Origin of the sequence: Burkholderia sp. BCC1047, assembly GCF_902833155.1 — a bacterium.
In the GTDB taxonomy this organism is placed as follows: Bacteria; Pseudomonadota; Gammaproteobacteria; order Burkholderiales; family Burkholderiaceae; genus Burkholderia; species Burkholderia sola.
Genome location: NZ_CADFEH010000038.1, coordinates 49,254 through 60,845 on the forward strand (window position 1 = coordinate 49,254; position 11,592 = coordinate 60,845).

The 11,592-nt window shown below is 65.8% G+C and carries 10 protein-coding genes; 4 read left to right on the forward strand and 6 right to left on the reverse strand.

Going from position 1 to position 11,592, the window contains the following annotated elements; genetic code table 11:
• Positions 1-30 precede the first annotated feature (30 nt).
• Positions 31-2,424 (forward strand): penicillin-binding protein 1A, encoded by a 2,394-nt coding sequence (locus HWX55_RS29830; RefSeq protein WP_175978345.1) that lies wholly within the window; start codon positions 31-33, stop codon positions 2,422-2,424.
• 81 nt (positions 2,425-2,505) lie between these two features.
• Here the strand turns inward: HWX55_RS29830 and cyaY are convergent, their stop codons facing one another.
• Positions 2,506-2,832, reverse strand: a complete 327-nt coding sequence (cyaY, locus tag HWX55_RS29835; protein ID WP_050013156.1) for an iron donor protein CyaY — start codon at positions 2,830-2,832, stop codon at positions 2,506-2,508.
• A 36-nt stretch (positions 2,833-2,868) separates the two neighbouring features.
• Between cyaY and HWX55_RS29840 the strand changes: the two genes are divergently transcribed.
• Positions 2,869-3,147, forward strand: coding sequence for a lipoprotein (locus HWX55_RS29840; protein ID WP_175978346.1), 279 nt, complete (start codon positions 2,869-2,871; stop codon positions 3,145-3,147).
• Between the two features lie 81 nt (positions 3,148-3,228).
• On the opposite strand, the gene msrQ is transcribed toward HWX55_RS29840, so the two are convergent.
• The 5 genes from msrQ to HWX55_RS29865 all read right to left on the reverse strand — a co-directional run bounded on the left by msrQ (position 3,229) and on the right by HWX55_RS29865 (position 9,361).
• Positions 3,229-3,915, reverse strand: a complete 687-nt coding sequence (gene msrQ / locus HWX55_RS29845) for a protein-methionine-sulfoxide reductase heme-binding subunit MsrQ (protein ID WP_175978347.1) — start codon at positions 3,913-3,915, stop codon at positions 3,229-3,231.
• Positions 3,916-3,935: 20 nt separating this feature from the next.
• Entirely contained in the window at positions 3,936-4,931 is a 996-nt protein-coding gene (msrP, locus tag HWX55_RS29850; protein WP_175978348.1) for a protein-methionine-sulfoxide reductase catalytic subunit MsrP, read from the reverse strand.
• A gap of 160 nt (positions 4,932-5,091) precedes the next feature.
• Positions 5,092-6,270: a c-type cytochrome biogenesis protein CcsB gene (ccsB, locus tag HWX55_RS29855; protein ID WP_175978349.1), complete on the reverse strand. Its 1,179-nt coding sequence runs from the start codon at positions 6,268-6,270 to the stop codon at positions 5,092-5,094.
• 4 nt (positions 6,271-6,274) lie between these two features.
• Positions 6,275-8,488, reverse strand: a complete 2,214-nt coding sequence (locus HWX55_RS29860) for a cytochrome c biogenesis protein ResB (RefSeq protein ID WP_175978350.1) — start codon at positions 8,486-8,488, stop codon at positions 6,275-6,277.
• A 219-nt stretch (positions 8,489-8,707) separates the two neighbouring features.
• Positions 8,708-9,361: a c-type cytochrome gene (locus HWX55_RS29865; RefSeq protein ID WP_012492295.1), complete on the reverse strand. Its 654-nt coding sequence runs from the start codon at positions 9,359-9,361 to the stop codon at positions 8,708-8,710.
• A 214-nt stretch (positions 9,362-9,575) separates the two neighbouring features.
• On the opposite strand from HWX55_RS29865, the gene yihA reads away from it, so the two are divergent.
• On the forward strand, positions 9,576-10,235 hold the full coding sequence (yihA, locus tag HWX55_RS29870) for a ribosome biogenesis GTP-binding protein YihA/YsxC (RefSeq protein WP_050013163.1): 660 nt from the start codon (positions 9,576-9,578) through the stop codon (positions 10,233-10,235).
• Positions 10,236-10,488: 253 nt separating this feature from the next.
• Positions 10,489-11,487 (forward strand): porphobilinogen synthase, encoded by a 999-nt coding sequence (hemB, locus tag HWX55_RS29875; RefSeq protein WP_050013164.1) that lies wholly within the window; start codon positions 10,489-10,491, stop codon positions 11,485-11,487.
• Positions 11,488-11,592 lie beyond the last annotated feature (105 nt).

The window sequence follows — 11,592 nt, forward strand, 5'->3', positions numbered from 1 at the left end:
GCAGCTATAATCGCGGGACTGTTTTCCGGTATGCCTATGCAATCCACGACTCCTACGTCCCCGCCTCCCGCCCCGGAGCCGAAGAAGCGGCCCTGGTGGCAAAAAGTCCTGCTCGGCTTCGCCGCGATGTGCGTGGCCCTCGTCGTGGCCGGCGGCCTCGTGCTCGGCTACGCGCTCGTCGTGGCCTGGCCGAACATGCCGTCGCTCGATGCGCTGACCGACTATCGCCCGAAGGTGCCGCTGCGCATCTACACGTCCGATCACGTGCTGATCGGCGAATTCGGCGAGGAGCGCCGCGACGTCGTCCATTTCAAGGACGTGCCCGACTCGCTGAAGAAGGCGATCCTCGCGATCGAGGATGCGCGCTTCTACGATCACGGCGGCGTCGACCTCACCGGCATCATCCGCGCCGGCTTCGTCGCGCTGACGAACGGCCATGCGTCGCAGGGCGCGAGCACGATCACGATGCAGGTCGCGCGCAACTTCTTCCTGTCGAGCGAGAAGACCTACACGCGCAAGATCTACGAGATGCTGCTCGCGTACCGGATCGAGCGCGCGCTGACGAAGGATCAGATTCTCGAGGTCTACATGAATCAGATCTATCTCGGCCAGCGCGCGTACGGCTTCGCGAGCGCCGCGCGGGTCTATTTCGGCAAGGACCTGAAGGACATCACGCTCGCGGAAGCCGCGATGCTCGCGGGGCTGCCGAAGGCGCCGTCCGCGTACAACCCGGTCGTCAACCCGAAGCGCGCGAAGGTACGCCAGGAATACATCCTGCAGCGGATGCTCGAGCTGAACTTCATCACGCGCGAACAGTACGACGAAGCGTCCGCGCAGCCGCTCGTCGTCAAGGGGCCGGGCCGCGATTTCAGCGTGCACGCCGAGTACGTCGCCGAAATGGTCAGACAGATGATGTACGCGCAGTACCGTGAGGAAACCTACACGCGCGGCTTCAACGTCGTCACGACGATCGATTCCGCGGACCAGCAGGTCGCGTACACCGCGCTGCGCAAGGGCATCATGGATTACGAGCGCCGTCACGGCTATCGCGGGCCGGAAGGCTTCATCGAGCTGCCGGCCGGTGCCGACGACCGCGAACAGGCGATCGACGACGCGCTGCTCGAGCATCCCGACAACGGCGAGCTGATCGCCGCGGTCGTGACGGCCGCGAGCCCGCGCCAGATCACGGTGGCGTTCATCGACGGCAGTACCGCGACGATCGAGGGCGACAACCTGCGCTTCGCGTCGGGCGCGCTGTCGGCCAACGCGCAGCCGAACCGCCGGATCCGCCCGGGCGCGATCGTCCGCGTGGTGAAGAACGACGCCGGCAAGTGGTCGATCACGCAGTTGCCGCAGGTCGAGGGTGCGTTCCTGTCGATCGTCCCGCAGGACGGCGCGATCCGCTCGCTCGTCGGCGGCTTCGACTACAACAAGAACAAGTTCAACCACGTCACGCAGGCATGGCGGCAACCGGGTTCGTCGTTCAAGCCGTTCATCTACTCGGCGTCGCTCGACAAGGGCCTCGGGCCGGCGACCGTGATCAACGACGGCCCGCTGTATTTCAGCGCCGCGGAAACGGGCGGCCAGCCGTGGGAGCCGAAGAACTACGGCGGCGGCTTCGAGGGCCCAATGTCGATGCGCACCGCGCTGCAGCGCTCGCGCAACCTCGTGTCGATCCGGATCCTGAACCACATCGGCACGAAATACGCGCAGCAATACATCACGCGCTTCGGCTTCGACGCCGAGCGCCATCCGGCCTACCTGCCGATGGCGCTCGGCGCCGGCCAGGTCACGCCGCTGCAGATGGCCGGCGCGTACTCGGTCTTCGCGAACGGCGGCTACCGCGTCAATCCGTACCTGATCGCCGAAGTCACCGATCCGAACGGCGCGATCGTCGCGCGCGCGCAGCCGCTCGTCGCCGAGCAGAACGCGCCACGCGCGATCGACGCGCGCAACGCGTACGTGATGAACAGCCTGCTGCAGAGCGTCGCGCAGCGCGGCACGGGCGCGCGGACCAACGTGCTGAAGCGCGCCGACCTCGCGGGCAAGACCGGCACGACGAACGACTCGCACGACGCATGGTTCGCCGGCTACCAGCACACGCTCGCCGCGATCGCGTGGATCGGCTACGACAATCCGCGCAGCCTCGGCGATCGCGAAACCGGCGGCGGCCTGTCGCTGCCGGTCTGGATCGACTACATGGGTGCGGCGCTGAAGGGCGTGCCGGAATTCAAGCCGACGGTGCCGGACGGCGTCGAGTCGCTCGGCGGCGAGCTGTATTTCACCGAGTTCACGCCGGGGCACGGCTTCGTGTCGACGGTCGGCGTGCCGCAGGCGCCGGCCGCGCAGAACGTCGACGAGGCCGTGCCGCACGTCGACGAACAGGAAAAGCAGGACATCATGAACCTGTTCCAGGGCCACTGACCCGCGGCCCGACCATGAAAAAAGCGCCCCGCGGGGCGCTTTTTCTTTGGGCACGACGTTCGGGGCCCGCTGCCCCGGCCGTCACGCGCCGAACGTGATCGGCAGGCCGGCCTGCTGCGTCGCGTATTCGGTGAGCGCCGAGAAGAACTCGGTGCCCGTGCGCGTATCGCGCCACGCACCGTCGACGAAACGGTAGTGGAATCCACCGGCCTTCGCGGCGATCCACACTTCCTTCATCGGCGGTTGCAGGTTGACGATGATCTTCGAGCCGTTTTCGAACGTCAGCGTCAGCACGCTGCCGTTGCGCTCCAGATCGATGTCGTGATCGCCGTCGTTCGCGACGTCCACGGTACGCTCGACGGCCGCCAGCACGGCCTCGGCACGGGCCAGGTATTCAGTATCGGACATGCTAAACTCTATCGGTTAAATTGTTCAGGGACGATCATGCGAGTCGTTTTCCGGATGAGCGCGATTGTAGCGGCTTTGGCGGTTCTTGCCGGCTGCGGTCAAAGCGGCGCGCTCTATCTGCCCACCGTACCCCCGATGCCCAAGCCGATCCAGCAGCAGAACACGCCGCCGTCGGACGTGAAACCGACCGACGAAAACGCGTCGTCCGACGAGACGCCCGACACGTCCGGCTCGCCGCTCACGCTGTCGCCCGAACTGTCGAGCAGTGCATCGACCATGTCCGCCCCGGCATCGGGCCCGGCCGCCACGAAGTAACGACGCGATGCCGCCCGCGCGGCGCGCGCAACGAGGCGATGACTCCCCGGTCATCGCCTTTTGTTTTTTCGGGCCGCCGCGTTACGCACGCACGCGCCGCCAGCCCCACGCCACCAGCCGCCAGCCGAGCAGCGCGGCGACGATCGCCGCGTAGAGCTTCGGCTGCGCGAGATCGTGCTTGCCGGCCCGCATCCACCAGAAGTGCAGCACGCCGAACAGCGCGATCGCATAGATCGCGCTGTGCAGCGTCGCCCAGTGGCGCCCCAGCCGGCGCACCATCGCGCGCGGCGACGTCGCGGCGAGCGGAATCAGCAGCACGAACGCCGCGAAGCCGACGGTGATGAACGGGCGCTTGCCGACGTCCTTCAGGATCGCGACGACGTCGAACCACTTGTCGAACCACAGGTAGGTCGTGAAATGCAGCGTCGCGTAAAAGAACGCGAACAGCCCGATCATCCGGCGAAAGCGCAGCAGCGACGCGAAGCCCGTGATGCGCCTGAGCGGCGTGACGGCAAGCGTGATGCACAACAGGACGAGCGTCCACAAGCCGGTCGAGCGCGTGATGAATTCGATCGGGTTCGCGCCCAACCGGTCGGTCAGCCCGAACAGCACGACGCGCGCGAGCGGATACAGGCCGGCCGCGAACGCCAGCACCTTGGCCGGTGCGAGCCAGCGCGGCGCGGCGGCACGGATCGCACCGGTCCGCGCGGTGCGTGCGGCCGACCGGACACCCGCAGCGCGCTCGGAAGTGAGCGTCGAAGGACGCATGTCGTTTCTCACCGTCGCGCTCAGAAATTCTTCTTCAGGTCCATGCCCTGATACATCGAGGCGACCAGATCGCCGTAGCCGTTGAACATCAGCGTCTTGCGCTTCGGCGTGAAAAAGCCGTCCTCGCCGATGCGCCGCTCGGTCGCCTGGCTCCAGCGCGGATGATCGACGTTCGGGTTCACGTTCGAATAAAAGCCGTACTCGTTCGCGGCGTACGTGTTCCAGCTCGTCTTCGGCTGCTTGTCGACGAAGCGGATCTTCACGAGCGACTTCGCGCTCTTGAAGCCGTACTTCCACGGCACGACGATCCGCACCGGCGCGCCGTTCTGGTTTGGCAGCACCTGCCCGTAGACGCCCATCGTCAGCAGCGTCAGCGGATTCATCGCCTCGTCCATGCGCAACCCTTCCGAATACGGCCAGTCGAGCACGGGCGTCGACAGGCCGGGCATCTGCGACGGATCGGCCAGCGTGACGAACTGCACGTATTTCGCGTTGCCGGTCGGCTGTACGCGCTTGATCAGCTCGGACAGCGGCACGCCGATCCACGGGATCACCATCGACCAGCCCTCGACGCAGCGCAGCCGGTACACGCGCTCCTCGAGCGGCGCGAGCTTCAGCAACTCGTCGAGATCGAACACTTTCGGGTGCTGCACCTCGCCTTCGACGCTCACGCGCCACGGGCGCGGCCGTAGCGTGCCGGCGTTCTGCGCCGGGTCGCTCTTGTCGGTGCCGAATTCGTAGAAGTTGTTGTAGGACGTGATGTCCTTGAACGGCGTCACCTTGTCGATGGCGACGAACTTCGGGTTCGTTTTTGCCGCGAGCTTCGCCGCCCGCGCGTCGGGCGACGCATACGCGGCGAGCGCCGCGCCGCTCGCGCCGAACAGGCCGCCCGCGGCCGCGAGGCCGGCCGCCTGCAACACGCGCCGCCGGTTTTCGAATACCGCGCGCGGGGTGATCTCGCTCGGCGCGATGTCCGCGCCGGTCAGTACGTTACGCAAAGGGCGTTTGATCCACATCGTGCAGCTCCTCCCGCATGCGCGGCGCGCATGCTTCATCAGCGTTCGACCCGGCCCGTCACGCGCCGTTCGACGCCCGGTTCGCCCGCCGCGTTACAAAAGAAAACCGCCGGGCACGCAGTGCACCGGCGGTTCGATAGTCGGACGAGCGGCGGAAATCTTACAGTTTGCCGTAGCTGTGCAGCCCGGACAGGAACATGTTGACGCCGAGGAACGCGAACGTCGTGACCAGCAGGCCGGTGAGCGCCCACCACGCGGCCACCGCGCCGCGCAGGCCCTTCATCAGCCGCATGTGCAGCCACGCCGCGTAGTTCAGCCACACGATCAGCGCCCAGGTTTCCTTCGGATCCCAGCTCCAGTAGCCGCCCCACGCTTCGGCCGCCCACAGCGCGCCGAGGATCGTCGCGATCGTGAAGAACGCGAAACCAACCGCGATCGACTTGTACATCACGTCGTCGAGCACTTCCAGCGTCGGCAGGCGATCGGCGAGGATCCCGCGCTCCTTCATCAGATACGCGACCGACACCATCGCCGACAGCGCGAAGCTGCCGTAGCCGATGAAGTTCGCCGGCACGTGGATCTTCATCCACCAGCTTTGCAGCGCCGGCACGAGCGGCTGGATCTGCTGCGCATCGCGCGCGACCGAGTACCACATCAGGAAGCCGACCGCCGCGCTGATGACCAGCAGCACGAATGCGCCGAGCGAACGCGTGCCGTAGTGGCCTTCGTAATACAGATAAAGCAGCGCGGTGATCAGGCTGAACAGGACGAACACTTCATACAGGTTCGACACGGGGATATGCCCGACGTCCGCACCGATCAGGTAGGACTCGTACCAGCGCACCATCAGCCCGGTGAAGCCCATCAGCACGGCGACCCACGTGAGCTTCTGGCCGATCGCGGCGCCCGTTTCGGAGCGCGCGAGCAGGCCGATCCAGTAGAAGATCGTCGCGAGCACGAACAGCGCGCTCATCCACAGGATCGCCGACTGGCTCGACAGGAAGTACTTGAGGAAGAACGCCGAATCGGCGCGCGCGAGATCGCCCTGGTAGATCTGGATCGACAGCAGCGACAGCACGGCAATCGACGCCATCATCAGCCGCGCGGGCTTCCAGCGCCAGCCGAGCGCGACGAGCGCCGGCACGGTGCCGATCATCACCGCCTTGTCGTAGTAATCCATGTGCGCGTTGTAGTGCACGAGCGCATAGCCCGCGCCCGCCACCAGCGCCAGCGCGAACAGCCAGTCGAACAGTGACAGGCGCGCGAGGAACGGACGATCGTCGAACAGCGGCGACGATGCCGGCGCCGTACGGGAAGAGGAAACTTGCGTGAGATCCATGATGTTACCGGGTGGAATTCTCGGAATCGGAACCGCCGCCGGCAGGCGCGCGGGCCGTCGAAACCGCACCGGCGGGTGCGGCGTCGCGAGGTGCGGCGTGCAAGGCGGCGCCGGCCGCGTCGCGCGTCTGCACGAATTCTTTCTCGAAATCGAAGGTCTTGCGGGCCGTGGACATGGCCATCACCACCTCGACGCCCGAACCGGCGTCCTTCAGCCAGAACCAGAGCCGCCGCTCGCGCACGTAGAACATCGAGAAGATGCCGGCGACCAGCAGCAGGCTGCCAAGATACACCAGATTCTTGCCGGGCGCGCGCGTCAGCTGAAATACCGAAGCTTGCACCTGCTTGAAGGAGTCAAGCTGCAAATAGACCGGCGATCCATACAGGAAGCTGTCGGATAGCGCATTGATCGCGTTCTGCACGAAGCGGATCGTGTCGGTGCCCTGCTGCGCGGCCGGCTCGCCCGCATGCTCGCGCGCGATCTGCCACACCTCCCACATCGAGCCCTCGAGCATCCGCAACAGCAGGCTCGCGGCCTTCTCCTGCTCGCCCTTCGGCACCGAGCGGTCGATGAACGTCGCCACCGCCTGGAAGCCGCCGATCGGCTGGCCGTCCGCGCCGCGGCCGACGCTGTCGTCGCTCGCCGCGAAAAGGGTCAGCACCTTCGACGCACTGTCCTGCAAACGGCCGCGCAGCGACGCGTCGCCCGGCAGCGAGCGCTGCGCGAAGCGCGCGGCGGCCTCGGTGCGCACGGCCGGATCCTCGAGCGCGGCGCGCAGGCGCATCCATTCGCCGATCGAATCCTGGCTATCGGCCGGAATCCGCATGTAGCGGAACGGATCGTTCGGGCTCGCGCGCACGCCGGCGAGGAACACGCGCTCGCCGTTCATGTCGACGGGCAGCATGTAGTTGTTGAATTCGCGCGCCTGGCCGTCCTTGCCGCGAATCTTGTACTGCACCGACGGCCCGATGTTGTGGAGCTGCGTCGGCTTCGACGTCTTCGCGCCCGAGCCGAGCCGCTCGTCGAACACTTCCTTCAGCGAGCTGGTGGTCGCGACGCCGCGCACGTCCGGCTTGCCTTTCGCGTCGGCCATGTTCTCGACGTTGATCGCGCGGAAATCGGAGAATTCGATCGTGTCGCCGTCGGCGCCCGGGACCTGCAGCGGCGCCGAGCTGCCGATCGTGCCCTTCACGGGGACGGTCGCCGCGTGGCTGCCCGTCATCGGATAGGCCGTCATCTGCATCTGCGAGCCGCCGTCCTGGAAGCTCGACTGATAGATCGACACACCCTTGTACGTGAACGGCTTGTTGACCTCCACCCGCGCCGGGATCTTCCGGCCGGTCTCGCGATCGATCACGACGATGTCGCTCGCGAACAGCTTCGGCATGCCGGTCGTGTAGTAATCGACGATGAATTTGTCGAGCTGGATCGAGAACGGCAGATCCTGGATCAGCGAGCCGCTCGGCTGGTTCAGGATCGCGGTCGACACGAACTGGCCCTCCGGCACCCACGCGTAGCCGCGGAAGGTCGGGTTCGACGCGGACAGCCGATGGTCGGGCGAGATATCGCTGATCGTCGCGCTCGTGTTGACCGGGCTCTTGCCGAACATCAGCATCTGGAATTTGATCGGCAGGTTGCTGTCGAGCAGGCCGCCGATACAGATCACGACGATCGCGAGGTGCGCGGAGATATAGCCCCACTTGGTCATCGCGCCGCGCTTCGCGGAGATCAGCGTCGCGCCGTCGGTTTCACGCACGACGTGCTTGTAGCCGGCCTTCGTGACGAAGGTGGCGAGCGTCGCCGCGACGCTCGCGCGCGTGCCGGACGCCGTGTATTCGGCCTTGTGGTGGAAGGCGCGCAGGCTGCCTTCGCGGACCTTGTCCTTCCAGCTCTTCGCATCCGCGAGCATCTTCGGCGCGTTGCGGATCACGCACAGCGAGATCGACGTGACGAGGAAGATCAGGATCAGCATGAACCACCACGCGCTGTACACGTTGTACAGGCCGAGCGAACGGAAGATGTCCGCCCAGAACGGCCCGAACTGGTTCACGTAGTTCGGATACGGATCGTCCTGGGTCAGGACCGTGCCGATGATGCTCGCGATCGACAGCACCACCAGCAGCGCGATCGCGAAACGCATCGAGCTCAGCAGCTCGACCGCACGTTTCGACGCACCCTGACCCGACTTCGACTGCAACCCCGACGTGGTAACGCTCATTCAAACTCCGACTAAGGGGAAACCACCCCCACGCTCACTATGTTCGCTCGGGGAGCGCAGCTCCCCATCGCCTGCCAGCCGCGCCATCCCGGCCCGGTCCGGCGAGTGCCGGCAAAAAAGAAGGGCGAGGCAACCGCGACGGCGCGGCGCCCCACCCTTTTCTTGTTCTGACGCCGGCCGCCCTTCGGGCGCCCGGTCATTCCATTCGCGGCTGACCGCTCAACGCAGGCCCGCGATGTAATCCGCGACGGCCTTGATCTCGGTATCCGACAGCCGCGACGCGATCTGATGCATCGCCTCGTTGTTGTTGCGCGCGCCGGCACCCTGCTGGAACGCGGTCAACTGCGCGACCGTGTAATCGGCCCATTGCCCCGACAGACGCGGGTACTGGACCGGGATCCCCTGCCCCGTCGGCCCGTGGCAGCTCGCGCAGGCGGGAACGCCCTTTTCCGCGATGCCGCCGCGATAGATCTTCTGGCCGACCGGCACCGTCGCCGCATTGCGTGCGGTACCGAGCTTCGTCGTCTGCGACCCGTAGTACGCGGCGACGTTGCGCATGTCGTCCGCGCTCAACGCGCTCGCGAATCCGACCATCACCGCGTTGTTACGCACCGGCCCCTTCGCGCCCGGCTGCGTCTTGAAGTCGTTCAACTGCTTGACCAGATATTCGGGATGCTGGCCGGCGAGCTTCGGGAAACTGCCCGACGCGCTGTTGCCGTCGGCGCCGTGACACGACGCGCAGACCTGCCCGGCAATCGCCTTGCCGCGGTCGAGATCCGGCTTGGCCGCATCTGCCGCGTTTGCCTCCGCTACGAAACCTACGAACCCTGCTGCAACCTGAAGCACCATCAGAGACTTGCACAGTCGATTCATTCGCACACCCTGTTTCGTCTTGTGGGAATTTGAGGTTCTGCAAAAAACGACGGCGTTCAGTCTACCGCAGAAGCCACATAAAAGCGCGAGGCAGGCGCCCGGTGGCCTTCGGCAAAACCGCCGTATTGTACAATATCGTGCTGAAAGCTCCGGCGCCTATCGGGGCTACCCCGCCTCCACCACGCGGCTCGCGCCGCCCGTCCTTCCGGTTCCCATGGCCTTTCTGCTCCATCAAGCCCGCTTCTACACGACCGTCAACCATCTGCGCGACCTGCCGCCGACGGTCCAGCCGGAAATCGCGTTCGCGGGCCGCTCGAATGCCGGCAAGTCGACGGCGATCAACGTGCTGTGCAACCAGAAGCGGCTGGCCTTCGCGTCGAAGACGCCCGGCCGCACGCAGCATATCAACTACTTCTCCGTCGGCCCGGCCGCCGAGCCCGTCGCGAACCTCGTCGATCTGCCCGGTTACGGCTATGCGGAAGTGCCCGGCGCCGCGAAGGCGCACTGGGAAATGCTGCTGTCGTCCTATCTCGCGACGCGCTCGCAGCTCTGCGGCCTGATCCTGATGATGGATTCGCGCCGTCCGCTGACCGATCTGGATCGGCGCATGATCGAGTGGTTCGCGCCGACCGGCAAGCCGATCCACACGCTGCTGACCAAGTGCGACAAATTGACGCGCCAGGAAAGCATCAACGCGTTGCGCAACACGCAGAAGGGGCTCGACGCATATCGCGACCAGGGCGTGAAGGGCAAGCTGACGGTCCAGCTGTTCTCGGCGCTGAAGCGCACGGGGCTCGACGAGGCCCATGAACTGATCGAGAGCTGGCTGCGGCCGTCCGTCGCCGACGAAAACAGCGAGCCTGTAGCACAATGAGCGGGCAACGCGCGGCTGGGATCGGCCGTGCGCACCTGACGGCGCCTGCGGATTCGGCCGGCTCATAAAAAAACCCGCCGTTGAACGGCGGGTCAAACAGCCTAATCGAAAAACGACAGGCACCCGCTCAGGGAGGAGAAGCGGGGAGCTGCACGCAACGCGTGCCGCTCGATCGCTATCATATACCAACGATCTCGAAAATGACCTAAGGGTTCCGTAAGGTCCTTCTTGCCCTGATTTCTGCCAAATCGCCATGAGCTTCCATCCGCTTCATCGTCCGCGCCGGATGCGCCGCGACGACTTCTCCCGCCGCCTGATGCGCGAAAACCGCCTGACCACCGACGACCTGATCTATCCGGTGTTCGTCGTCGAAGGCACCAACGAACGCCAACCCATCCCGTCGATGCCCGGCGTCGAGCGCGTGTCGGTCGATCTGCTGATGCACGTCGCCGAGCAGTGCGTCGAACTCGGCGTGCCCGTGCTGTCGCTGTTCCCGGCCATCGAGCCGTCGCTGAAGACACCCGACGGCCGCGAGGCAGCCAATCCGGAAGGCCTGATCCCGCGCGCGGTGCGCGAGCTGAAGAAGCACTTCCCCGAACTGGGCGTGCTGACCGACGTCGCGCTCGATCCGTACACGAGCCACGGCCAGGATGGCGTGCTCGACGAAAACGCCTATGTGATCAACGACGACACGATCGAGATCCTGGTCGACCAGGCGCGTGCGCAGGCGGAAGCCGGCGTCGACATCGTCGCGCCGTCGGACATGATGGACGGCCGCATCGGCGCGATCCGCGAGATGCTGGAAAGCGACGGCCATATCCATACGCGGATCATGGCCTATTCGGCGAAGTTCGCATCGGCGTTCTACGGCCCGTTCCGCGATGCGGTCGGTTCGGCGTCCAACCTGGGCAAGGGCAACAAGATGACCTACCAGATGGATCCGGCGAACAGCGACGAAGCGCTGCGCGAAGTGCGCCTCGACATCGACGAAGGCGCCGACATGGTGATGGTCAAGCCCGGCATGCCGTATCTCGACATCGTGCGCCGCGTGAAGGACGAGTTCCGCTTCCCGACCTACGTGTACCAGGTGAGCGGCGAATACGCGATGCTGAAGGCGGCCGCGATGAACGGCTGGCTCGACCACGACAAGGTCGTGCTCGAATCGCTGCTCGCGTTCAAGCGTGCGGGCGCCGACGGCGTGCTCACGTACTTCGCGCTCGATGCCGCGCGTCTGCTGAAAGCGCAGCGCTGATCGCGCGCCGGCACGCGCCAGCAAAAACGGCGGGACACCTCGGTGTTCCGCCGTTTTTTGTTTACCGTCGATCGCGACCGTCAGCCGGCCGCGGATCTTCCGTTC

What these genes read in the sequence shown, in the direction of transcription:
- yihA (WP_050013163.1), top strand. Translation starts at nt 9,576, where the DNA reads ATGGCCTTTCTGCTCCATCAAGCCCGCTTCTACACGACCGTCAACCAT.
- cyaY (WP_050013156.1), bottom strand. Translation starts at nt 2,832, where the DNA reads ATGTCCGATACTGAATACCTGGCCCGTGCCGAGGCCGTGCTGGCGGCC.
- hemB (WP_050013164.1), top strand. Translation starts at nt 10,489, where the DNA reads ATGAGCTTCCATCCGCTTCATCGTCCGCGCCGGATGCGCCGCGACGAC.
- msrP (WP_175978348.1), bottom strand. Translation starts at nt 4,931, where the DNA reads ATGTGGATCAAACGCCCTTTGCGTAACGTACTGACCGGCGCGGACATC.
- msrQ (WP_175978347.1), bottom strand. Translation starts at nt 3,915, where the DNA reads ATGCGTCCTTCGACGCTCACTTCCGAGCGCGCTGCGGGTGTCCGGTCG.
- HWX55_RS29860 (WP_175978350.1), bottom strand. Translation starts at nt 8,488, where the DNA reads ATGAGCGTTACCACGTCGGGGTTGCAGTCGAAGTCGGGTCAGGGTGCG.
- HWX55_RS29830 (WP_175978345.1), top strand. Translation starts at nt 31, where the DNA reads ATGCCTATGCAATCCACGACTCCTACGTCCCCGCCTCCCGCCCCGGAG.
- HWX55_RS29865 (WP_012492295.1), bottom strand. Translation starts at nt 9,361, where the DNA reads ATGAATCGACTGTGCAAGTCTCTGATGGTGCTTCAGGTTGCAGCAGGG.
- ccsB (WP_175978349.1), bottom strand. Translation starts at nt 6,270, where the DNA reads ATGGATCTCACGCAAGTTTCCTCTTCCCGTACGGCGCCGGCATCGTCG.
- HWX55_RS29840 (WP_175978346.1), top strand. Translation starts at nt 2,869, where the DNA reads ATGCGAGTCGTTTTCCGGATGAGCGCGATTGTAGCGGCTTTGGCGGTT.